This window comes from Micromonospora sp. FIMYZ51 (assembly GCF_038246755.1).
Lineage (GTDB): Bacteria > Actinomycetota > Actinomycetes > Mycobacteriales > Micromonosporaceae > Micromonospora.
On record NZ_CP134706.1, the window covers coordinates 6,585,070 to 6,607,227 of the forward strand.

The 22,158-nt window shown below is 71.7% G+C and carries 19 protein-coding genes; 5 read left to right on the forward strand and 14 right to left on the reverse strand.

Translation table 11 applies throughout. The annotated features are described in order from the left end of the window. Positions 1-5: 5 nt before the first annotated feature. Together radA and disA are read left to right on the forward strand one after the other, a co-directional pair. Complete coding sequence (gene radA, locus QQG74_RS29645; RefSeq protein WP_341717930.1) at positions 6-1,457, forward strand: DNA repair protein RadA; 1,452 nt, start codon at positions 6-8, stop codon at positions 1,455-1,457. Between the two features lie 117 nt (positions 1,458-1,574). Further along, on the forward strand, positions 1,575-2,753 hold the full coding sequence (disA, locus tag QQG74_RS29650) for a DNA integrity scanning diadenylate cyclase DisA (RefSeq protein ID WP_341717931.1): 1,179 nt from the start codon (positions 1,575-1,577) through the stop codon (positions 2,751-2,753). A 10-nt stretch (positions 2,754-2,763) separates the two neighbouring features. Here the strand turns inward: disA and QQG74_RS29655 are convergent, their stop codons facing one another. From QQG74_RS29655 to QQG74_RS29665, 3 genes are all read right to left on the reverse strand, one after another. Next, on the reverse strand, positions 2,764-3,537 hold the full coding sequence (locus QQG74_RS29655; RefSeq protein WP_341717932.1) for a hypothetical protein: 774 nt from the start codon (positions 3,535-3,537) through the stop codon (positions 2,764-2,766). Between the two features lie 158 nt (positions 3,538-3,695). Continuing rightward, positions 3,696-4,289: a peptide deformylase gene (locus QQG74_RS29660; protein WP_341717933.1), complete on the reverse strand. Its 594-nt coding sequence runs from the start codon at positions 4,287-4,289 to the stop codon at positions 3,696-3,698. Then, positions 4,286-4,798, reverse strand: coding sequence for an ACT domain-containing protein (locus QQG74_RS29665; RefSeq protein WP_341717934.1), 513 nt, complete (start codon positions 4,796-4,798; stop codon positions 4,286-4,288). The genes QQG74_RS29660 and QQG74_RS29665 overlap by 4 nt, the downstream gene beginning before the upstream one ends. 96 nt (positions 4,799-4,894) lie before the next feature. Between QQG74_RS29665 and QQG74_RS29670 the strand changes: the two genes are divergently transcribed. Then, positions 4,895-5,797 (forward strand): A/G-specific adenine glycosylase, encoded by a 903-nt coding sequence (locus tag QQG74_RS29670; protein ID WP_341717935.1) that lies wholly within the window; start codon positions 4,895-4,897, stop codon positions 5,795-5,797. A 130-nt stretch (positions 5,798-5,927) separates the two neighbouring features. Here the strand turns inward: QQG74_RS29670 and QQG74_RS29675 are convergent, their stop codons facing one another. The 10 genes from QQG74_RS29675 to QQG74_RS29720 all read right to left on the reverse strand — a co-directional run bounded on the left by QQG74_RS29675 (position 5,928) and on the right by QQG74_RS29720 (position 17,888). Beyond that, the gene (locus tag QQG74_RS29675; RefSeq protein WP_341721437.1) at positions 5,928-8,471 is read right to left on the reverse strand and encodes an ATP-dependent Clp protease ATP-binding subunit; all 2,544 of its coding nucleotides are present in this window, start codon (positions 8,469-8,471) and stop codon (positions 5,928-5,930) included. A gap of 473 nt (positions 8,472-8,944) precedes the next feature. Further along, a complete protein-coding gene (locus tag QQG74_RS29680) occupies positions 8,945-9,295 on the reverse strand; it encodes an Lsr2 family protein (RefSeq protein WP_111242545.1) in 351 nt (116 codons plus the stop codon). Positions 9,296-9,409: 114 nt separating this feature from the next. Beyond that, positions 9,410-10,918 (reverse strand): lysine--tRNA ligase, encoded by a 1,509-nt coding sequence (gene lysS / locus QQG74_RS29685; RefSeq protein ID WP_341717936.1) that lies wholly within the window; start codon positions 10,916-10,918, stop codon positions 9,410-9,412. A 151-nt stretch (positions 10,919-11,069) separates the two neighbouring features. Further along, positions 11,070-11,828 carry a type III pantothenate kinase gene (locus tag QQG74_RS29690; RefSeq protein ID WP_341717937.1) on the reverse strand — a complete coding sequence of 253 codons (759 nt, stop codon included), beginning with the start codon at positions 11,826-11,828 and terminating at the stop codon, positions 11,070-11,072. A 32-nt stretch (positions 11,829-11,860) separates the two neighbouring features. Further along, positions 11,861-12,778, reverse strand: a complete 918-nt coding sequence (gene nadC, locus QQG74_RS29695) for a carboxylating nicotinate-nucleotide diphosphorylase (protein ID WP_341717938.1) — start codon at positions 12,776-12,778, stop codon at positions 11,861-11,863. Beyond that, on the reverse strand, positions 12,778-14,469 hold the full coding sequence (locus QQG74_RS29700; protein ID WP_341717939.1) for an L-aspartate oxidase: 1,692 nt from the start codon (positions 14,467-14,469) through the stop codon (positions 12,778-12,780). The genes nadC and QQG74_RS29700 overlap by 1 nt, the downstream gene beginning before the upstream one ends. A 61-nt stretch (positions 14,470-14,530) precedes the next feature. Further along, positions 14,531-15,427 carry a septum formation family protein gene (locus QQG74_RS29705; RefSeq protein ID WP_341717940.1) on the reverse strand — a complete coding sequence of 299 codons (897 nt, stop codon included), beginning with the start codon at positions 15,425-15,427 and terminating at the stop codon, positions 14,531-14,533. Positions 15,428-15,584: 157 nt separating this feature from the next. Beyond that, positions 15,585-16,004 (reverse strand): aspartate 1-decarboxylase, encoded by a 420-nt coding sequence (gene panD / locus QQG74_RS29710; RefSeq protein WP_341717941.1) that lies wholly within the window; start codon positions 16,002-16,004, stop codon positions 15,585-15,587. A 37-nt stretch (positions 16,005-16,041) separates the two neighbouring features. Beyond that, positions 16,042-16,890 (reverse strand): pantoate--beta-alanine ligase, encoded by an 849-nt coding sequence (gene panC, locus QQG74_RS29715; protein WP_341721438.1) that lies wholly within the window; start codon positions 16,888-16,890, stop codon positions 16,042-16,044. A 35-nt stretch (positions 16,891-16,925) separates the two neighbouring features. Beyond that, positions 16,926-17,888: a Rossmann-like and DUF2520 domain-containing protein gene (locus QQG74_RS29720; protein ID WP_341717942.1), complete on the reverse strand. Its 963-nt coding sequence runs from the start codon at positions 17,886-17,888 to the stop codon at positions 16,926-16,928. Between the two features lie 112 nt (positions 17,889-18,000). On the opposite strand from QQG74_RS29720, the gene QQG74_RS29725 reads away from it, so the two are divergent. Together QQG74_RS29725 and QQG74_RS29730 are read left to right on the forward strand one after the other, a co-directional pair. After that, positions 18,001-19,158, forward strand: a complete 1,158-nt coding sequence (locus QQG74_RS29725; RefSeq protein WP_341717943.1) for an SAM-dependent methyltransferase — start codon at positions 18,001-18,003, stop codon at positions 19,156-19,158. Beyond that, on the forward strand, positions 19,155-20,327 hold the full coding sequence (locus tag QQG74_RS29730; protein ID WP_341717944.1) for an NADH-quinone oxidoreductase subunit D: 1,173 nt from the start codon (positions 19,155-19,157) through the stop codon (positions 20,325-20,327). The genes QQG74_RS29725 and QQG74_RS29730 overlap by 4 nt, the downstream gene beginning before the upstream one ends. A 39-nt stretch (positions 20,328-20,366) precedes the next feature. Here the strand turns inward: QQG74_RS29730 and QQG74_RS29735 are convergent, their stop codons facing one another. After that, on the reverse strand, positions 20,367-22,151 hold the full coding sequence (locus QQG74_RS29735) for a hypothetical protein (RefSeq protein WP_341717945.1): 1,785 nt from the start codon (positions 22,149-22,151) through the stop codon (positions 20,367-20,369). Positions 22,152-22,158: the final 7 nt, after the last annotated feature.

The following is a 22,158-nucleotide window of genomic DNA, read 5'->3' on the forward strand; positions in this document are numbered from 1 at the left end:
CTCGGGTGAGCATCTCCCGATCGACCCCGGCCCGGGGCGCAGGCGCCGGACGTGGCCGGGCCGCCGCCCGCGAGCCCCGGCCCGCGTACGAGTGCGACGCCTGCGGCCACCAGCCCCCGAAGTGGGTGGGGCGCTGCCCCGAGTGCGGCGAGTGGGGCTCAGTGGTCGAATGCACCGTCACCGGCCCCACCGTCTCCGGCCGGGTGGTGAGTTCCCGGATGCCCGCCGAGCCGGCCCGGCCGATCGCCACCATCAGCGCGGCACCGGCCCGAGCCCGGCCCACCGGGGTCAGCGAGCTGGACCGGGTGCTCGGCGGCGGGCTGGTGCCCGGGGCGGTGGTCCTGCTCGCCGGTGAGCCCGGGGTCGGCAAGTCCACCCTGCTGCTCGACGTCGCCCAGCAGTGGGCCGCCGGGGCGGGCAGCCCTTCGCTCGTGGTCAGCGGCGAGGAATCGGTCAGCCAGGTGCGGCTGCGCGCCGAGCGCATGGGCACTCTGCACGAGCAGCTCTACCTGGCCGCCGAGAGCGACCTCGCGGCGGTCCTCGGCCACCTCGACGCGGTCAAGCCCGGCCTGTTGGTGCTCGACTCGGTGCAGACCATCTCCACCACCGGCACCGAAGGGGTGCCGGGCGGGGTGACCCAGGTCCGGGCGGTCACCGCCGCGCTCGTCGCGGTGGCCAAGGAGCGCGGAATCGCCACCGTGCTGGTCGGCCACGTCACCAAGGACGGCCAGGTGGCCGGCCCCCGGGTGCTTGAGCACCTGGTCGACGTGGTGCTGCACTTCGAGGGCGACAAGCATTCCTCGCTGCGGCTGGTACGCGGGGTCAAGAACCGGTTCGGCGCCGCCGACGAGGTGGGCTGCTTCGAGATGCACGAGGGTGGCATCAGCAGCCTCGCCGACCCGTCCGGCCTGTTCCTCACCCGCTACTCCGAGCCGGTGCCGGGCACCTGCGTGACAGTGGCGATGGAGGGGCGTCGGGCACTGGTGACCGAGGTGCAGGCGCTGATCGGTGCCACCGTGGCCGGCTCGCCCCGGCGTACCGTCTCCGGGCTGGACTCCGCCCGGCTGGCGATGGTGCTTGCGGTGCTGCAACGCCGGACCGAACGGCTCACCCTGCACGACCGGGAGGTCTTCGCGGCCACCGTCGGCGGCATCCGGGTGGTCGAGCCGGCTGCCGACCTCGCCGTCGCCCTCGCCGTCGCTTCCGGTGGCCTGAACCTGGCGATCGCGCCCCACCTGGTGGCGATCGGCGAGGTCGGCCTGACCGGCGAGGTACGCCGGGTGGGCGCGGTGCCCCGCCGGCTCTCCGAAGCGGCCCGGCTCGGCTTCCGGCTGGCCCTGGTGCCGCCCGGCTGCGGTCCGGCGAGCACCGGTGCCGGACCCGAGCAGCTTAGGGTGATCGAGGTCAACGACGTTCGTTCGGCATTGCAGGCCGTGGCCCGGGCGTCGGCGGAGTGAACGGGAAGGAAAGCCACGTCTCGGGTGATCCGCCCGACACCGGCCGAGGGGTGGGATCGTGACACATCACAGTAACCGCGACAGCACCCAACGCAGGGCAGTCCGTAGACTGTGCCCGTGCCAGTCGATCGCGATACCACCAAGCCTGCCGGCGCGACGCCCCACGCCCGCACCGCTGCCGTGGGCTCGCCCGCCCGTCCGATCAGCATCAGCGTGACCGGCGGCGGCAGCGTCGGCGACCCGCTGCGTGCCAATCTGGCGCTGATGGCACCCGGCACCGCACTGCGCGACGGTCTGGAGCGCATCCTGCGCGGCCGGACGGGTGCGCTTATCGTCCTCGGTTACGACAAGGTCGTCGAAGGGCTGTGCACCGGCGGTTTCCCGCTGGACGTCGAGTTCTCCTCCACCCGGATCCGCGAGCTGTGCAAGATGGACGGCGCAGTGGTGCTCTCCAGCGACGGCACTCGGATCGTCCGCGCGGCGGTGCACCTGATGCCCGATCCGACCATTCCGACCGAGGAGTCGGGCACCCGGCACCGCACCGCGGAGCGGGTCGCCCGGCAGACCGGCTACCCGGTGATCTCGGTAAGCCAGTCGATGCGGATCATCAGCCTCTACGTCAACGGCCAGCGGCACGTGCTGGACGACTCGGCGGCCATCCTGTCCCGGGCCAACCAGGCACTGGCCACCCTGGAGCGTTACAAGCTCCGGCTCGACGAGGTCTCCGGCACGCTCTCCGCACTGGAGATCGAGGATTTGGTCACCGTACGCGACGCGGTGGCAGTGGTGCAGCGGCTGGAGATGGTCCGCCGGATCGCCGACGAGATCGCCGGCTACGTGGTGGAGTTGGGCACCGACGGCCGGCTGCTCGCCCTGCAACTGGACGAGCTGATGGCCGGGGTGGACGCCGACCGCACCCTGGTCATCCGGGACTACCTGCCCACCGGGCGCAAGTCACGCACGCTTGACGAGGCCCTGGTCGAGCTGGATCTGCTCAGCGCCACCGAGCTGATCGACCTGGTCTCGGTGGCCAAGGCGATCGGCTACCCGGCCGCCTCGGACGCCCTGGACGCGGCGGTCAGCCCGCGCGGGTTCCGGCTGCTGGCCAAGGTGCCCCGGCTGCCGGTGTCCGTGGTGGACCGGCTGGTGATGCACTTCGGCAGCCTCCAGCGCCTGCTCGGCGCCACGGTCGAGGACCTACAGACGGTCGATGGGGTCGGCGACGCGCGGGCCCGGGGCGTACGCGAGGGCCTGTCCCGGCTCGCCGAGGCATCAATCCTCGAACGGTACGTCTGACCCCGCGCGCTCAGTCGGTGAGGACGAGCTTCACCGGCTGGCTCCGCTTGGTGCCCACCCGGGCGAATACCTCGTACGTCCCGGCCGGCGGGGTGGGCCCGTTCGCCACTCCGTCGACGCACCGACTGCTGTCCTTGCCGTTCCAATCCACCCGGTAGGAGCGTTCGAAGCCGGAGGTGAACGACTGCACGTCCGAGCCGGCGGCGGTGCCGCAGGTGTCCGACGACCAGATCACCTCGGCGCCGGACTTGATGTACAGCTCCTGCGCGGTCGCGCCGACATCCCGGCTGCACGTCCGCTCGGACCGGTTGCGGACCTTCAGGTGCAGGTCGACGGCGGCACCACGGACGACCTGTGCGGGCAGGGCCACGGCGGTCACCGAGAGTTCGGCGTCCGTGCAGGCACCGTCGTCGACCACCGGCCGTGCCGGTGCCTCGTTGCCGGCGTTCGGCTCGGTGGTGAGACCCGTCGACGGCGTGGCGCCCGAGCCGGTTGCGCCGTCGGGACCGGTCCCGCCGTCAGGACTGGTCCCGCCGTCGGGGCCGGCTCCGGCGTCACCCGACGGGGGCGTACCGGTCTGCGGGGTCAGCACCGACCCGGAGGGCTCCGGGGTGCCGGATGACACGCCCGGATCGGGCTGGCCGTTGCCGGTCGCGTCGTTGCCGCTGCGCGGCCCGTTGCACGAGTAGACCAGAACGACCAGGAAAAGCAGGACCGCACCGAGCACAACGGCGCGACGCCGCCAGTACACGGCGGGAGGCAGGGGGCCGACCGTCAGACGCATGATGCCCCCACGGTAGCGGCGGCGGGTGCGACGGACGGTAGCGACGCGCCGGAGCGTCCGGGAGCCATCGGAGTAGATCCTCCATTCTCGACAGTCCGCACCGACCGCACGCAGCGACGCCCGCTCGGACAGTTACCGACGGTGCCGGCACGACCGGCTCAGAGATAGACCTTGCGCTGGTAGATCGCGTGCGCACCGGCCACCCGGTCCAGGAAGAGCAGACCGGCGCAGTGGTCGATCTCGTGTTGCAGGGCACGGGCCTCGAAACCATCCGTCACCAGGCGCACGGGCTCGCCGCTGCCGGGCAACACGCCCTCGACCACAAGTCGACTGGCGCGCTTGACGTCACCGGTCAGGTCCGGCACCGACATGCACCCCTCTCGGCCCGTCTTCCACCGGGTCGCCTCGACCACGCGGGCATTGCAGAGCGCGAACGTGCCGTGCACGGTCACCGCCTTGGCGTGCCCGGTCACGTTTACCGCGAACACCTGCGCGCCGACGCCCACCTGCGGGGCGGCCAGGCCGACGCAACCCGGTGACACCCGCATCGTGGCGATCAGGTCGGCCGCCAGTTGCACCGTCTCGGCGGCGGTCGGGTCGACCTCGACACCGGCTCGGCTGAGTACGGCCTGCGGGGCGGAAACCACCGGAAGCACCCGACCGGCGCCCAACGTCTCCGGTGTCCAGTCGCCGAGGCCCGGGTACGTCTCCGGCTGTGGGTCCAGGTCAGACCCGTCCCGGTGCCCGGTCACAGCAGATCCGGTTCGGCCGGCCGGAGGGTCACCTCGACGCCCAACTCGGCAGCGGTGTCGGCCAGCCGGCCGGCGAGCGCGGTGGCCGCACCGGGCGGCAGATCGACCTCGGCGACCACCACGTAGAGCGAGCCGGCCAGCCGGGTGCTCAGGTCGGTGACGTTGCCACCGGCATCGGTAAGCACCCGCGTCATCGCCGCCACGATGCCCATCCGGTCCGCGCCGTGCACCGCCATCACGTACGGCTCGCCGGCCGGTGCCGTTTCGCCGTCGTGCGTCACGCCGCGTACCGTCGCCACCAGGTGGCTGTCGGCGGCGAGTGGCGCCAACGCGGCCTCGACCTCGGCGGCGGCCGGGCCGACGCAGATCAGGGTCATCGCGAAGTGCCCCCGCAGCCGGGTCATCGTGCTGTCGGTGAGGTTGGCCCCGAGCCGGGCGAGCACCTCGGCGACGTCGGCCACGATGCCGGGCCGATCCCGGCCGATGACGGTGATCGCAAGCTCGTTCATCCGGGCATTCTCCCTGATCCGCGTAGGCCGATGACGGCGGCCCGACCGTACCGTCCACGCAACGGGACCGCGGCGCGTGACATCATCGGCGGCGCGATGACAGAACCGACATTCGCCGGACGAGTGAGCCGGTGGTACGAGCAGAACGCCCGGGACCTGCCGTGGCGCCGGCCCGGCGTGACCGCGTGGGCGATCCTGGTCAGCGAGGTCATGCTCCAACAGACTCCGGTGGCCCGGGTGGTGCCCGCCTGGCATGCCTGGCTGGACCGCTGGCCGAAGCCGGCCGCGCTGGCCGCGGACAGTCCGGCCGAGGCGATCCGGATGTGGGGACGGCTCGGCTATCCGCGCCGGGCGGTACGGCTGCGGGAATGTGCGGTGGCCATTGTCGAGCGGCACGGCGGGACCGTGCCGGACCGGTTGGAGCAGTTGCTCGCCCTGCCGGGCGTCGGCACGTACACCGCGCGGGCGGTGGCGGCCTTCGCGTACGGCCAGCGGCACCCCGTGGTCGACACGAACGTACGCCGGGTGGTCTGTCGAGCGGTGGCCGGCGAACCGGACGCGGGTCCGGCGACCCGGCCCGCCGATCTGGTCGCGACCGAGGAACTCCTGCCCGTCGAGCCGGCCGCCGCCGCACTCGCCAGCGCCGCCATCATGGAACTCGGCGCGGTGATCTGCACCGCCCGTGCCCCGCGCTGCGGCGCGTGCCCGGTCGAGACGACCTGCGCCTGGCGGGCCTCGGGGCAGGTCGCCCCGGCCGGTCCCACCCGCCGGCCGCAGCGCTACGCGGGCACCGATCGGCAGGTACGCGGGTTGCTGCTCGGACTACTCCGGGAGGCGACCGGGCCCGTGCCGCAGCAGCGATTGGACCAGGTCTGGGCGGACGACGTGCAGCGGGCCCGGGCGCTGGCCGGGCTCGTCACCGACGGACTGGTCGAGCCGGTCGGCGAGGCGTCGTTCCGCCTGATCGGCGACGGACCGCCAGCTCCACTGGCCCGCTGACCCGCCGGCACCGCCGGCACTGCTGCCTCGCTGAGCTGCTGACTCAGTTGGTCTGCTCGGCGAGGGCTGCGTCGCCAGCGCAGACGACGGCGGCCCGGTGGCATCTGCCACCGGGCCGCCGAAGGGTGAATCAGCTTGCCTGTTCGTCCGCACCCGCGGCGGCCGTGCTGCCGCCGAGCTCGGCTGGGACCGCGTCCGGCACCTCGACCGGCCGGTCGGAGCCGTGGAAGACGAGCTTGGACTTGTCGATGTTGTTCGGGTCGCCCTCGCAGTCCACCACGACGATCTGACCCGGGGTCAGCTCGTTGAAGAGGATCCGCTCGGAGAGGTTGTCCTCGATGTCGCGCTGGATCGTGCGACGCAGCGGTCGCGCGCCCAGCACCGGGTCGAAGCCCTTGACCGCCAGGTACTTCTTGGCGCTGTCGGTCAGCTCCAGGCCCATGTCCTTGTTGCGCAGCTGGGTCTCGATGCGGGCGATCATGATGTCGACGATCGACAGGATCTCCTGCTGACGCAGCTGGTGGAAGACGATCGTGTCGTCGATCCGGTTCAGGAACTCGGGCCGGAAGTGCTGCTTCAGCTCGTCGTTGACCTTCTGCTTCATCCGGTCGTAGTTCGAGTCCGAGTCCTCCGACGCCTGGAAGCCGAGCGAGACCGCCTTGGCCACGTCCCGGGTACCGAGGTTGGTGGTCAGGATGATGACCGTGTTCTTGAAGTCCACGATCCGGCCCTGACCGTCGGTGAGCCGCCCGTCCTCCAGGATCTGGAGCAGGGTGTTGAACACGTCCGGGTGGGCCTTCTCGATCTCGTCGAAGAGGACCACCGAGAACGGCCGACGACGCACCTTCTCGGTCAGCTGTCCGCCCTCGTCGTAGCCGACGTAACCGGGCGGGGCACCGACCAGTCGGGACACCGTGTACCGGTCGTGGAACTCGGACATGTCCAGCTGGATGAGGGCGTCCTCGCTGCCGAACAGGAACTCGGCGAGCGCCTTGGACAGCTCGGTCTTACCCACACCGGACGGGCCGGCGAAGATGAACGAGCCGGATGGGCGCTTCGGGTCCTTCAGGCCGGCCCGGGTACGCCGGATCGCCTTCGAGACCGCCTTGACCGCGTCCTCCTGGCCGATGACGCGCTTGTGCAGCTCGTCCTCCATGCGCAGCAGGCGCGAGGTCTCCTCCTCGGTCAGCTTGTAGACCGGGATGCCCGTCCAGTTGCCCAGCACCTCGGCGATCTGCTCGTCGTCGACCTCGCTGACGACGTCCAGGTCACCGGCCTTCCACTCCTTCTCCCGCTGCGCCTTCTGCCCAAGGAGCTGCTTCTCCTTGTCCCGCAGCTGGGCGGCGCGCTCGAAGTCCTGCGCGTCGATCGCGGACTCCTTGTCGCGACGCACCTGGGCGATGCGCTCGTCGAAGTCGCGCAGGTCTGGCGGCGCGGTCATCCGGCGGATCCGCATCCGGGCACCGGCCTCGTCGATCAGGTCGATCGCCTTGTCCGGCAGGAACCGGTCGGAGATGTACCGGTCGGCCAGCGTCGCCGCCGCCACCAGCGCGGCGTCGGTGATGCTCACCCGGTGGTGCGCCTCGTAGCGGTCCCGCAGACCCTTGAGGATCTCGATGGTGTGGGCCAGCGACGGCTCACCCACCTGGATCGGCTGGAAGCGGCGCTCCAGCGCGGCGTCCTTCTCCAGGTGCTTGCGGTACTCGTCGAGGGTGGTCGCGCCGATGGTCTGTAGCTCGCCACGGGCCAGCATCGGCTTGAGGATGCTCGCCGCGTCGATCGCGCCCTCGGCGGCACCCGCACCCACAAGCGTGTGGATCTCGTCGATGAACAGGATGATGTCGCCCCGGGTGCGGATCTCCTTGAGCACCTTCTTCAGGCGCTCCTCGAAGTCACCGCGGTAGCGGGAACCGGCCACCAGCGCGCCCAGGTCGAGCGTGTAGAGCTGCTTGTCCTTGAGCGTCTCGGGCACCTCGCCCTTGATGATCTTCTGGGACAGCCCCTCCACCACGGCGGTCTTACCGACGCCGGGCTCACCGATCAGGACCGGGTTGTTCTTGGTACGGCGGGAGAGCACCTGCATCACCCGCTCGATCTCCTTCTCGCGCCCGATCACCGGGTCGAGCTTGCCCTCGCGGGCCGCCTGGGTCAGGTTCCGGCCGAACTGGTCCAGCACCAGGCTGGTCGACGGCGCGGCCTCACCCGGCGCGGTACCCGCCGCGGCAGGCTCCTTGCCCTGGTAGCCGGAGAGGAGCTGGATCACCTGCTGGCGGACCCGGTTGAGGTCGGCGCCGAGCTTGACCAGCACCTGGGCGGCGACGCCCTCACCCTCACGGATCAGGCCGAGCAGGATGTGCTCCGTGCCGATGTAGTTGTGGCCGAGCTGTAGCGCCTCGCGCAGCGACAGCTCCAGCACCTTCTTGGCCCGCGGCGTGAACGGGATGTGCCCGCTCGGCGCCTGCTGGCCCTGGCCGATGATCTCCTCCACCTGCTGGCGGACGCCCTCCAGCGAGATCCCGAGGCTCTCCAGGGCCTTGGCCGCGACGCCCTCACCCTCGTGGATCAGGCCCAACAGGATGTGTTCCGTACCGATGTAGTTGTGGTTGAGCATCCGGGCCTCTTCCTGGGCCAGGACGACAACCCGTCGCGCTCGGTCGGTGAACCGCTCGAACATGCCCTCGTGCTCCTCACGTGCCGTGCGCACTCGATCTTGGTGGTCAAGACTCTCGGCGGCGCCGGATACGCGAGCGCCCAGGACGGGCGTCCGCGCCTCATTACTCTATCGCCGCGAACCGACTCGGCTGACCTCGTGTGTCTGTGCCGGAGGCCCGGTACGCGTCGTTTTGCACAACCCTCCACGCTCAACGGCTGTTCCGGGCGTGGCGGCTGTACGCGCAGAGCGAAATTCGGTCGGCAGCCGCAGACCGCCGGAACGCCGCACGGAGGGCTCCCAGCGGACGGACGGCGTCCCCTTCGACGCCATCCACAGGCTGTGGACAAGGCATCCACCGGCTGTGGACAACGCCCGACCCACGGGAGATAGTCCCGGCCACGAACAAGGATGGGACAAACGGTACACCTGCCCCAAATACGACGAGGCCGGCCCGGGATGTCCCGGGCCGGCCTCGTTGCTGGCGCAACACCGAGTCAGTGACCGGCCTTGGCGTGGTACTCGTCGACGATTTCCTGCGGGATTCGACCCCGGTCGGAGATGTCCTTGCCCGCCTTGCGGGCCCAGGCCCGGATGGCCTTGTTCTGCTCCCGGTCGGCGGTCGCACCACCCCGACCGCGGGCGGCCCGGCCACCGACGACCACACCGCCCCGACCCACCTTGGTCCCATGGGCGATGTACTGGGCGAATACGTCACGCAATTTCTCGGCGTTCGAACTCGACAGGTCGATCTCGTACTGGACGCCGTCGAGCGCGAACTTGACGGTCTCGTCCGCGTCCCCGCCGTCCAGGTCATCGACCAGCTTGTGAATAATCTGCTTGGCCACGTCCCACATTCCTTTCGAGCAGGGCTACTACTGCCAACTGCAAGAGCAGAATAACCCGTACGATGCTTGCCACGTCAATAGGATGCGCTAACGAGCCGCTAAGTTTCCTACTGACTACTCAGGGCGCACCAACGGGAAGAGGATGGTTTCGCGAATTCCCAGGCCGGTCAGCGCCATCAGGAGTCGATCGATTCCCATTCCCATGCCACCGGCCGGTGGCATTCCGTACTCCATCGCCCGGAGAAAGTCCTCGTCCAGCTGCATCGCCTCGTCGTCGCCGCGGGCGGCCAACTGCGCCTGGGCGACCAGCCGCTCCCGCTGCACCACCGGGTCGACCAACTCCGAGTACGCGGTGGCCAACTCGAACCCGAGCACGTAAAGGTCCCACTTCTCGGCCAGGCCCGGCTCGTTCCGGTGCCCCCGGGTAAGTGGACTCGTCTCTTCCGGGTAGTCCCGCACGAAGGTCGGTGCCGCCAGGCCCGGCACGACCAACTCCTCGAACAACTCCTCGGCCAACTTGCCCGTCCCCCACTTGGGATCGACGGCCACGCCCGCCTTGTCCGCGTACTCGACCAGGCGGGCCCGGTCGGTGTGCACCGTGACCTCCTCGCCGAGCGCTTCGGAAAGCACGCCGAACAGGCTCACCGAGCGCCACTCACCGCCCAGATCGAACTCGCGACCGTCGGCGTGGGTCACCACCGTGGAGCCACTGACCGCGAGCGCCGCCTGCTGGACGAGATTCCGGGTCAACTCGGCCATGGTGTTGTAGTCGCCGTACGCCTGGTACGCCTCCAGCATCGCGAACTCCGGCGAGTGCGAAGAGTCGATGCCCTCATTACGGAAGTTGCGGTTGATCTCGAAGACCCGCTCGATCCCACCGACCACAGCGCGCTTGAGAAACAGTTCCGGCGCGATTCGGAGATACAGATCGGTGTCGAGTGCATTGCTGTGGGTCACGAAAGGCCGAGCCGCCGCACCACCATGCAGCAACTGGAGCATCGGGGTCTCCACCTCGATGAAACCCTGCCCGTGCAGGGAGTCACGCAGGCTGCGCACCGTCGCGGCCCGGGTACGGACCATCTGGCGCGCCTGTGGGCGCACGATCAGGTCGACGTAGCGCTGCCGAACCCGGGCCTCCTCGCTCAGCGGCTTGTGCGCCACCGGCAGCGGGCGCAGCGCCTTGGCGGTGACGGCCCACTGCTCGGCCAGCACCGACAACTCACCCCGACGGCTGGTGATCACCTCACCGGTGACCCCCACGAGGTCACCCAGGTCCACCAGGCGCTTCCAGTCCGCCAGCCGCTCGGCACCGACCCGGTCCAGTGAGAGCATCGCCTGGATCTCGGTGCCGTCACCGTCGCGCAGGGTGGCAAAACAGAGCTTGCCGGTGTTCCGGACGAAAATCACCCGGCCGGTGACCGCGACGTGGTCGCCGGTCGCGGTGTCGGTGGGCAGATCGGCGTAGCGCGACCGCACCTGCGCCAACGTGCTGGTACGCGGAAAGCTGACCGGGTACGGCTGCACACCGTCGGCGAGCATCCGCTCCCGCTTCTCCCGGCGGACCTTCATCTGCTCCGGAAGATCATCGGCGGGATCGACTGGCACGGGGCTCTGCTGGGTCACGGCACGCTTCCTCGACGGGAGAATTCGGGCGGGGTCAAGCCCAGAGCGTACTCAAGCGCCCGGCGAGCCGTTACCGGATAGTCCGCCGGCCATGACCGACCCCACTGGCACCCGCTCGGCGGCCCGGCAGCCCGCGCCGCGGCCACCAGCGTCAGATGTTCCGCTCGTAGACCATGCGCAACCCGATCAGGGTGATCATCGGCTCGTGGTGGGTGATCGTGCGGCACTCGTTGAGCACCAGCGAGGCCAGCCCGCCGGTGGCGATCACCGCCTTCAGCTCCCCCATCTCGGCGGCCATCCGCTCGACGATCCGATCCACCTGCCCGGCGAAACCGAAATAGAGCCCGGCCTGGAGGCACTCCACGGTGTTCTTGCCGATCACCGACCGGGGCCGGGTCGCCTCGACCTTGCGCAGCTGGGCGGCGCGGGCGGCGAGCGCGTCGAAGGAGATCTCGATGCCCGGCGCGAACGCGCCACCGAGGAACTCGCCCCGGGCGCTGATCACGTCGAAGTTGGTGGTGGTGCCGAAGTCGACAACGATCGACGGCCCGCCGTAGAGGGTGTACGCGGCAAGCGTGTTCACCACCCGGTCCGCACCGACCTCCTTCGGGTTGTCGATGGCCAGCTGCACCCCGGTGCGTACCCCGGGCTCCACGATGACGCTCGGCAACTCGCCGTAGTAGCGGGTCAGCATGGTCCGCAGCGAACGCAGCGCGGCCGGCACGGTCGAGCAGGCCGCGACGCCGGTGATCTCGACGGCGTCCCCGGCGAGCAGCCCACGGAACATCAGGCCGAGCTCGTCGGCGGTCGATCGGGCGTCGGTCTTGATCCGCCAGGAGTGCACCAGCTTGTCGCCGTCGAAGGTCGCCAGCACGGTGTTGGTGTTCCCGATGTCGATGCAGAGCAGCACGCACGCAGCCTAGACGCCCCGCCGCGCGGCACTCACTCCGTACGCAGGTCCAGCGCGATGTCCAGGATCGGCGAGGAGTGGGTCAACGCCCCGACGGAGAGGAAGTCGACGCCGGTGGCACCCACCGCCGCGGCGTCGGCCAGGGTCAGCCCGCCGGTCGCCTCCAGTTCGGCCCGATCGCCGACCGCGGCCACCACGTCGGTGAGCACCGCCGGGGGCATGTTGTCCAGCAGCAGGAACTTCGCGCCGGCCTCGACCGCCTCCACCGCCTCGGCGAGGGTGTCCACCTCCACCTGCACCGGCACGTCCGGGAACGCCTCCCGGACCCGTCGGTAGGCGGCGGCGACGCCGCCCGCGGCGAACTTGTGGTTGTCCTTGATCATGGCGACGTCGTGCAGGCCCATCCGCTTGTTCGTGCCGCCGCCCGCCCGGACCGCGTACTTCTCCAGGGCGCGCAGGCCCGGAGTGGTCTTGCGGGTGTCGAGGACCATCGCCTTGCTGCCGGCCAACGCGTCCGCCCAGGCCCGGGTGTGGGTGGCCACCCCGGACATCCGGCAGAGCAGATTGAGCGCGGTCCGCTCGGCGGTGAGCAGCACCCGGGTGGGGCCGGTCACCGTGGCCAGCACATCGCCCCGGGCCACCCGCGCGCCGTCGCGGGCCGACAACGACACCTCGACCGTACGATCCGTCCCGGTCACCTGGGCGGTCAGTTCGAACACGGCTGCGGCGACGGTCAACCCGGCCACCACACCGTCGGCCCGGGCCACCACGTCGGCGGTGTCGGTCTGTCCGGCCGGAATGGTCGCCACGCTTGTGACGTCGAGCAACTCCGGGCCGAGGTCCTCGGCCAAGGCGTTCTCGATGATCCGGCGTACCTGCTCCGGGTCCAGCCCGACCGCACGCAGCTCCCGCTGCCGCACCGCCGTCAGGCCGACACTCTCCTCGCTCATCAGGCGTCCTCCCACCATGTGCTCAACCGGCCCTGGGTCCCGATCGCGCCGACCAGGTGGCCGCGCCACCGTTCGTCGGCGGTGGGAAAGTCCTCCCGCCAGTGACAGCCCCGGGTCTCCCGCCGGACGTACCCGGCGGCGACCAGCGCCGTCGCCACCGTGAGCAGGTTGGTGGCCTCCCAGTCTGCGGTGCGGGGGGTGCCCCGCCCGGTGCCCAGTTCGACCAGTTCGGCCGCGCTCGCGTCGAGCGTCGCGGCGGAGCGGAGCACCCCGGCGCCCCGGGTCATCGCCCGCTGCAAGGTCGGCACGGCCGCGGCCGGCAGCACCCAGCCGGCGTTCCCGCGCCATGCCCCGGTCTCCGCCGGGCGGGCCTGCTCGGGCAGGCCCGACGCGATGTGGTCGGCGATCCGCCGGGAGAAGACCAGCCCTTCCAGCAGCGAGTTGCTGGCCAGCCGGTTCGCACCGTGGACCCCGGTGCAGGCGACCTCACCACAGGCGTACAGGCCGGGGATGGTCGTACGGCCGTGCAGGTCGGTGCGGACCCCACCGGAGGCGTAGTGCGCGGCCGGTGCCACCGGGATCAGGTCGATGCCCGGGTCGACCCCGATGGCCAGGCACGAGGCGACGATTGTGGGGAAGCGCTGGGCCAGGAAGTCGCCGCCGAGGTGGCGGGCGTCGAGGTAGACGTGGTCCGCGCCGGTGGCCAGCAGCACCCGGTGAATGCCCTTGGCCACCACGTCCCGTGGGGCCAGCTCGGCCAACTCGTGCTGGCCGACCATGAACCGCTTGCCGTCCGCGTCCACCAGGTGCGCACCCTCGCCCCGCAGCGCCTCCGACACCAACGGTTGCTGGGCGTGCCCGGCACCCGGCACCCGGGCGGGTTCCGGCACGATCAACGCGGTCGGGTGGAACTGCACGAACTCCACGTCGGTGACGGCCGCGCCGGCCCGCATGGCAAGTGCCACGCCGTCGCCGGTGGAGACCGCCGGATTGGTGGTCGCCGCGAAGATCTGGCCCATCCCGCCGGTGGCCAGCACCACCGCCCGGGCCAGCAGGGCACCGACCCCGTCCTCGCTGCCCTCACCGAGCACGTGCAGGGTGACACCGCAGGCCGGGCCGAGCCCGTCGGGGCCGTCGCCGGGGGCGCGGAGCAGATCCAGCACCAACGCGTGCTCGACCAGACGGATCCAGGGATCACGGCGGACCGCCTGGTGCAGGGCCCGCTGAATCTCCGCCCCGGTCGCGTCCCCACCGGCATGCACGATGCGATCGGCCCGGTGCCCACCCTCCCGGGTGAGCATCAACGAGCCGTCGGCGTTGCGGTCGAACTCCGCACCGAGTCGCATCAGCTCCCGTAGCCGGGTCGGGCCCTCCGCCACCAGGACACGTACCGCCGCCGGGTCACAGAGGCCGACCCCGGCGATCTCGGTGTCGGAGGCGTGCATCTCCGGGGTGTCCGCCGGGTCGAGCACCGCAGCGACGCCGCCCTGCGCCCAACGGGTCGAGCCGTCATCGATGTTGACCTTGGTGACCACGGTGACGTGCAGCCCGGCCTCACGCAGGTGCAGCGCGGCGGTCAGCCCGGCGACCCCCGAGCCGACCACGATCACGTCGGTGCTCTCCACCCAGCCGGGTGCCGGGGCGGCCAGCAGGTTCGGCACTGCCGGCAGTCCGCTGGTCGGTGAGTCCATACCCACAGTCAACCCGAAGCGATCTCGGCTCGGGCGGCCGGGGCGGGACGAGTGGTTCCGGCTACTTCGTCCGCACCGGCAGGCCGGCCGTACCGGCGTTCTTCAGCGATCCGGTCACGGCCCGGTCGTTGAGCCACAGATAGCAGCGCACCCCCCGGTCGCCGGCCCGCCACCGGCCGGCACTGGGCGGCCGGACCACCACGTCGCTGCGGAAGGCCAGGGCATTGTCGTCCGGTACGCCGGCATAGCGGGCGAGGACCGAACGGCAGCCGGCGTAGAACGGCGCCCAGTCGACGCCGCGCTTCGGGTAGGGCCGGTCGGGGGACCGCCACACCCCGGCGAACTCGGCGTCGTGCCGCTTGGCACAGTCCACCGGCACCAGTGCCTGCACCACCCGGTTCCGGTCGGTACGCGCCTGATGGCAGCCCAGCCGCAACGCCGAGGGTGGGCGGAGGGCGTCGCGCAGGGAGCCGGTCCGCACCACGACTTCGGCCCCCACGTCGGCGGTGGTGAGCTCCATCAGGTCGCAGCGGTACCACCTCGACCCAGCTGCCCAGCCCGGCCCGGACGGTACCGCCACCGCCAGGCGGAGCCGCCCGGCCTGCCAACTGTCGCCGACGTAGCCGCTGGCCCGCTTGTCGCAGTCGGCGAACGCCGTACGCATCTCGGCCGACGCGCTGGTGGGCGGCTCGCCCAACTGGCCGGCGAAGGAGCCGACGTGCACGGTCTCCACCCGGTGCGGTGCGGCACAGTCGACCGGTGCGTACGCCGGGACGGAGATCGTCGCGGCGAAGTCCGCCTCATGACACACCCCGGCGGCCGGGGTGAACGGGCCGGGCGGGGGCAGGGCCGCCCAGTCGTCGACCAGGTCGCCGTCGAGTCCACCGGAGCCGGCGCACCCGGCGAGCAGCGCTGCCACGGCGAGGGCCGCGAGCACGCTTCTCGTCGCACGCTGCATGACGCCGCCTCCCCCAGCCAGCGACCGCCTCCCGACGGCACCTTCAGGGTAACCAGAAATGACCTTCCGGTGACAGACCGGAATCGCGACGCTGGCGGGTGACAGGCGTTAAGAAGGGGCCCTTCCTATACACGAGGCGTTAAAAGGGGGCCCTTCCTTACACCGAAAGGGGGTTGGGGAGGGGGGTGCCGGCGGTGCCGGGGGCGGCGGTCGACGGGTCGGCGTCCAACTCGACGACCTTGTTGTCGGCGTCCACGTGCACCACCCGCGGGCGGTACGTGCGTGCCTCGGCGTCGTCCATCTGCCCGTAGGAGATCAGGATGACCAGGTCGCCGGGGTGCACCAGGTGCGCGGCGGCACCGTTGATGCCGATCACGCCGCTGCCCCGCCGCCCCGGGATGACGTACGTCTCCAGGCGCGCTCCGTTTGTGATGTCCACGATCGCCACCTGTTCCCCGGGCAGCAGGTCGGCGGCGTCGAGCAGGTCCTCGTCGACGGTCACCGAGCCCACGTAGTGCAGGTCCGCCTGGGTCACCGTGGCTCGATGGATCTTGGACTTGAGCATGGTGCGGTACATCGGGACGCCTTTCGCGGGTACGGGTAACTCGGAAGGGTCAGTGGGCCGGGTCGAGCCGGATCGGGGCGTTGTCGATCAGCCGGGTGCCGCCCACCCAGGCGGCGACGAGCAACCGGGCCGGGCCAGAGACCGGTCCCGGCGCCAGGTCGGGATCGGTGAGGACCAGGTAGTCGAGTCGGGCACCGGGTTCGCCGGCACCGAAGGAGGCATGTGCGGCGGTAAGCACCGCGCCGGCGTCCCGGCCCGCCTCGGCGGCGTCGGCACCGGCGCGCAGCGCCCGCGACAGGCTCAGCGCCGCCTCCCGCTCGTCCTCGGCGAGGTACCGGTTGCGGCTGGACCGGGCCAGCCCGTCCGGCTCCCGGACGGTGGGCACCCCGACCACCTCGACCGGCACGTCCAGGTCCCGGCACATCCGCCGGACCAGGGTCAGCTGCTGGTAGTCCTTCTCGCCGAAGAAGGTCAGGTCGGGCCGGGTGAGCTGGAGCAGCTTCAGCACCACGGTGAGTACGCCGTGGAAGAAGCCCGGCCGGCTCAGTCCCTCCAGGTCCGCGCCGAGCGGCCCGGGGTCGATCCGTACGGCCGGTTCGCCGTCGGGGTACATGTCCGCCACCGACGGGGCGAAGACCAGGTCCGCGCCGGCCCGCCGGCACACCTCAAGATCACCATCGAGGGTACGCGGATAGCGGTCGAAGTCCTCGTTCGGCCCGAACTGGAGCGGGTTCACGAAGATCGTGACGAGCACGTGGTCGGCGCGCTCGCGGGCGGCTCGCAACAGCTCCTCGTGCCCCTCGTGCAGGGCACCCATGGTCATCACCACGCCGACCGTCCCGGTGAGTTCGGCGCGGGCCCGGGCCAGCTCGGCTCGGGTGTGCACCAGCTGCGGCACCGCTGCCGTACGCGAGTCGAGGGCGTCTGGAGCGGTCATGCCGCCACCTCCGTGTGGTCGGAGTACAGGAGATCGAGCAGCGGCTCGGCGTCCATCGGGCGCAGCCGGCCGGCAGCCAGCGCCCGGTCGGCGGTGCGCCGGGCCAGGGCCAGGTAGGCCGCCACCGACTCGGGGGCGGTGGCGGCGAGGCGGGCCAGGTGCCGCTCGACGGTACCCGCGTCGCCCCGGGAAACCGGGCCGGTCAGTGCGTCATCACCGAGGTGCAGCGCGTTCTCCAGGGCGGCGCGCAGCAGCGGGGCGAGCACCTTCTCCGGCTGCCCCACCCCGGCCTCGCGCAGCCGGTCCGCCGCCTCGTTGACCAGGGTCACCAGGTGATTGGCGCCATGCGCCAACGCCGCGTGGTAGAGCGTGCGGTCGGCCTCGCCGATCCACTCCGGCACCCCGCCGAGATCCGCCACCAGCCGGGCCGCCAGCGGGCGCAGTTCCGCCGGTGCGGTCACGCCGTACGAGATGCCGGGCAGCCGGTCGAGGTCGTCGGGCGTACCGGTGAAGGTCATCGCGGGGTGCAGCGCCAGCGGACGCGCGCCGGCCGCCGCAGCCGGGGCCAGCACCGCCAAGCCGTGCGCGCCTGAGGTGTGCGCGACCACCTGGCCCGGGCGCAGCACGCCGTCGGCGGCCAGTCCGGTGACCACCCCGGCGAGCGCATCGTCCGGTACGGCGATCAGCACCAGGTCGGTGGCGGCCCGCGCCACCGACGCGGCCGGCCGGCGGGGGACGTCGGGCAGCAGCAACGCCAGCCGGGCCCGGGACGTCCCGGAGAGTCCGCTTGCGGCGACCACCCGATGACCGGCGGCGGTCAACGCGGCGCCCAGGGTGGCGCCGACCCGGCCGGCACCGATGACGCCGACGGTGAGTACGGAACGGGCGGCGACCGGGCCGGTCGGCACGGTCGCGGGCTGCCGATGGGCGGCCGAGTGGGTGCGCAGCGGTGCGCTCATGTCACGATCCAGTCCTCTAGATGGGTACCGGTCGAAGGCAAGTATGCGTCGCTGACAGGGATCCGAAACAAGGATGTGTGAAATCGTTCACCGGCTCCGAGGAGGTCCCCCGATGTCGATGCCCTGGCGGACCGCGATGCAGCGGGCGCTCTACGAACCTGAGGGGTTCTTCGTCTCCGGGAACGGGCCGGCGGCCCATTTCCGCACCAGCGTGCACGCGGCACCGGTCTTCGCCTCGGCGCTGCTCCGGATGATCCACCAGCTCGATGCCGTCCTCGGTTTTCCGGCGCGGTTCGACGTGGTCGATGTCGGGGCCGGGCGGGGGGAGTTGCTTCGCGCGCTGTCCGCGCGAATCACCGTGGGGGTCCCCGGGCTGAGGTCCGCCGAGACAGCACCCTCCGCGCCGGTTCCGCTTGCCGAGCGGGTACGGTTCACCGCCGTCGAACTCGCGCCCCGCCCCGACGACCTCCCCGAAGAGATCACCTGGACAGGCCAGATCCCAGTCAAGATCACCGGGCTGCTGCTCGCCACCGAATGGCTCGACAACGTCCCCCTGGACGTCGCCACGTACGTCGAGGACGGCTGGCGCTACCTGGACGTCGACCCCACCACCGGAGCCGAGGCGGTAGGCGACCCGGTGAGCCAGCAGGACGCTGACTGGCTGACCACCTGGTGGCCCCGCCCGATCGGCGACGCCCCGATTGCCCCGCCGCCCGAGCAGGAACCGTCGGGCTACCCGGAACCCCCCACTGCGCCGCCGACCGGAGAGCGGGCAGAGATCGGGCGGAGCAGGGACGAGGCGTGGGCCACCGCGGTGGGCCACGTCGACCGGGGACTGGCGTTGGCCGTGGACTACGGACACCTGCTCGCGGATCGGCCCTTCGGCGGGACGCTTGCCGGGTACCGGGGCGGACGGCAGGTGCCGCCGGTGCCGGACGGATCGTGCGACGTGACCGCCCACGTCGCCATGGACTCGGTCGCCGCTGCCGGTGAGCGGGTCGCCCGGTGTGCGTACGTGCTGGAAACGCAGCGGGCGGGGCTGCGGGCGCTCGGGGTCGACGGCGGACGACCACCGCTGACGCTGGCCGCCCGCGACCCGGCCGGGTACGTGCGGGCGCTCGCCGAGGCGTCCACGGCGGCCGAGCTGACCGACCCGGCCGGCCTCGGCGGACACTTGTGGCTCTGGCAGCCGGTCGATCTGCCGGTGGACCGGCTGCGGGCCGCCGCGTCCGCATGGGCGGCCGGAGTCCATGGCACGATGACGGCATGACCACGGGCGACCTGCGCGAGTTGACCGTCGGCACCGGCGCCGGACTGGTGGCGGGCACCGGTGGCGAGCAACTCGGCACGGACATGGTGCTCAACATCGGTCCGCAGCACCCCTCCACGCACGGCGTACTGCGACTCAAGCTCGTCCTGGACGGCGAACGGGTGATCGCCGCCGAACCGGTCGTCGGATACATGCACCGGGGCGCGGAGAAGTTGTTCGAGGTGCGCGACTACCGGCAGATCATCGTGCTGGCCAACCGGCACGACTGGCTCTCCGCGTTCGCGAACGAGTTGGGCGTCGTGCTCGCCGTGGAACGGCTGATGGGCATGGAGGTGCCGGAGCGGGCCACCTGGCTGCGGATGGCGCTGGCCGAGCTGAACCGGGTGCTCAACCACCTGATGTTCCTCGGCTCGTACCCGCTGGAGATCGGTGCGATCACACCGATGTTCTACGCCTTCCGGGAACGGGAGACGCTCCAGGCGGTGATGGAGGAGGTCTCCGGCGGGCGGATCCACTACATGTTCAACCGGGTCGGCGGGCTGAAGGAGGAGGTCCCGGCCGGGTGGACGGGCCGGGCCCGAGCCGCCATCGACGAGGTACGCCGCCGGATGCCCGACCTGGACAATCTGATCCGGCGCAACGAGATCTTCCTGGCCCGTACCGTCGGCGTCGGGGTGCTCTCCGCCGCCGATGCCGCCGCGTTCGGCGCCTCCGGTCCGGTCGCCCGGGCCTCCGGGCTGGATCTGGACCTGCGCCGCGACGAGCCGTACCTGGCCTACGACCAGCTCGACGTGCCGGTGGTCACCCGCACCACCGGCGACTGTCACGCCCGCTTCGAGGTGCTGCTCGACCAGGTGTACGCCTCACTCGACCTGGCCGGGCAGTGCCTGGACCGGGTCGACCGGCTCACCGGACCGATCAACACCCGGCTGCCGAAGGTGCTCAAGGCCCCCGAGGGACACACCTACGCCTGGACGGAGAATCCACTCGGCATCAACGGTTACTACCTGGTGTCCCGGGGCGAGAAGACCCCGTGGCGGCTCAAGCTGCGCACCGCGTCGTACGCGAACGTGCAGGCGCTGGCCACCCTGCTGCCCGGCTGCCTGGTACCGGACCTGATCGCCATTCTCGGTTCGATGTTCTTCGTGGTGGGCGACATCGACAAGTGACCCGCGATCGCGGGGTCGCCGCTGCCTCGGCGGCGCGGGTCAGCGCCAGCGGTTCGGGGCGCGCTCGTGGACCGGGTGGCCGTAGCCCGGCTCCTCGGCGGGCTGCCGGCGGTCGTACGGCTCGTGTCCCGGACGCGGTCCCCGCCCCGGCTCGGGCGGGTACCCGCCGGCCAGCGGCTCCGGCTGGTAGCCCCGTGCCGGCTCGGGCTGATATCCGTACGCCGGCTCCGGCTGGTAGCCCCGTGCCGGCTCCGGCTGGTGACCGTACGCCGGCTCCGGCTGGTAGCCCCGGGCCGGCTCGGACTGGTAGCCGGGTTGGCGGGGTGGCCGCCACTGTTGAGGCACCGGCACCCCACCGGCGGGCAGCGCCGGACGGTTCTCCGGCTCGCCCCAGCCCTCGCGCCACCCCTCGTCGCCATCGGCACCACGCCGCGGCTCGTCCTGGCGGACCTCGTCCCGGCGAGCATCGTCGCGGCGCGGTTCGTCCCGGCGCACGCTGGCCCAGCGATCCGCGACCCGGTACTCGGTGCCGGCGTTGTCGGCGTGCACCTCGGCGCGGCGTTCCCCCATGCGCAGCTCGCGCCCGCGGTCGTCGTCGCGTACCGCAGCCCACCGGTCACCGGCCCGTAGCTGCGACCAGTACTCGCCGGTGTCGTCCGGCCGCTGTCGCCGACCGGACGGTGCCGGCTCGACGGGGACGTCCCACTGCTGCCCGCCACCGTCCCATCCGGACTCGTCGCGTGGCGCTGCCCAGTCCCGGTCGGCCCGGTGTCCCGAAGGCTCGGCCCGGTGTCCTGCGGGTTCGGCCCGGTGACCCGGGCGATCGTCGCGGTAGCCGGAGTGCTCGTCTCGGGGCGTGGCCCAGTCCTCACGTGGGCCGGACCAGGACCGCTCGTTTGCGGCGTCCGGCCGGGAACGCTCCTCCTCGCGGGCCCCGCCAGACCAGGACCGGGCCTCGTCCCGACGAAACCGCTCCTCCGCCTCGGGCCTGGGACGGTCGTCGCGCTCGGCGCCATGACCACCCCGGGCCCGCTCCTCCGGGCCGGACCACGGTGCCGCGTACCCGCCGTACCGGGCGCCGGACTCACCCACCCCACCGTCCACGATGGTGTGCCGGGTGGTCACGTGCACGGTCTCGGTGTGCCGGACCATGCCCAGCGGACGCGCCACCGGGTCACCGGAGCGGTTGTCGTACTCCGGGCGGCTGGCCGCGCCGTAGACACCGGCGGACCCGCTGACCGGCCGGTCCGCGGCGGGACGGTCCGCAGCGTACGCGCTGCCCGGCTGCTCGTCTTCGTAGTCATCCGCCGGGCCGACACCATGCGCTGCGGCCTGAGCGGCGCCGTACACCCCGGCCTGTCCGGTGGGCCGCTCGGCGTAGCGCGCCGGCGTCTCCGGCTCCGGTGGCACCACCCGGGCCCGAGAGACCCCGGGCGCCTCCGCGCCGGCAACCGGGCCAGCGCCAACGGCGTCGACCCGACGGCGCAGCCCGGCCAGCGCCTCCTGAACCCGTTGCGCCTCGTCGAGTGCCTGGTTGCCGCGCTGGGCGGCGGCGACGATCTCACCGCGCAGTTCTCGCCGCAGCTCGTCGAGTTCCGCCCGCAACTCCTCGGCGTCGCCGGCATCCCCCTCGGTGCGCAGCGCGATGGAGAGCCCGATCAGCACCACGGCCATGATCGCCAGCACCGCGGCGAACCGCAGCGGGCCGTTGCCGTCGGCAACCAGCAGAATCAGCGCCGCCACCGGGGCCAGCGCCACACCGCCCCAGAAGAGCGCGGTGAGCAGTCGCTTGCTACGCGGGTCGATGGGCACCGGGGCAGGCATGGGTCCG

Bases quoted from the DNA above. Each gene is read 5' to 3' on its own strand.
- QQG74_RS29655 (WP_341717932.1), bottom strand. From the start codon at position 3,537: ATGCGTCTGACGGTCGGCCCCCTGCCTCCCGCCGTGTACTGGCGGCGT.
- QQG74_RS29675 (WP_341721437.1), bottom strand. From the start codon at position 8,471: ATGTTCGAGCGGTTCACCGACCGAGCGCGACGGGTTGTCGTCCTGGCC.
- panD (WP_341717941.1), bottom strand. From the start codon at position 16,004: ATGTACCGCACCATGCTCAAGTCCAAGATCCATCGAGCCACGGTGACC.
- QQG74_RS29665 (WP_341717934.1), bottom strand. From the start codon at position 4,798: ATGAACGAGCTTGCGATCACCGTCATCGGCCGGGATCGGCCCGGCATC.
- QQG74_RS29725 (WP_341717943.1), top strand. From the start codon at position 18,001: ATGTCGATGCCCTGGCGGACCGCGATGCAGCGGGCGCTCTACGAACCT.
- QQG74_RS29735 (WP_341717945.1), bottom strand. From the start codon at position 22,151: ATGCCTGCCCCGGTGCCCATCGACCCGCGTAGCAAGCGACTGCTCACC.
- QQG74_RS29720 (WP_341717942.1), bottom strand. From the start codon at position 17,888: ATGAGCGCACCGCTGCGCACCCACTCGGCCGCCCATCGGCAGCCCGCG.
- nadC (WP_341717938.1), bottom strand. From the start codon at position 12,778: ATGAGCGAGGAGAGTGTCGGCCTGACGGCGGTGCGGCAGCGGGAGCTG.
- QQG74_RS29730 (WP_341717944.1), top strand. From the start codon at position 19,155: ATGACCACGGGCGACCTGCGCGAGTTGACCGTCGGCACCGGCGCCGGA.
- QQG74_RS29670 (WP_341717935.1), top strand. From the start codon at position 4,895: ATGACAGAACCGACATTCGCCGGACGAGTGAGCCGGTGGTACGAGCAG.
- QQG74_RS29705 (WP_341717940.1), bottom strand. From the start codon at position 15,427: ATGCAGCGTGCGACGAGAAGCGTGCTCGCGGCCCTCGCCGTGGCAGCG.
- QQG74_RS29700 (WP_341717939.1), bottom strand. From the start codon at position 14,469: ATGGACTCACCGACCAGCGGACTGCCGGCAGTGCCGAACCTGCTGGCC.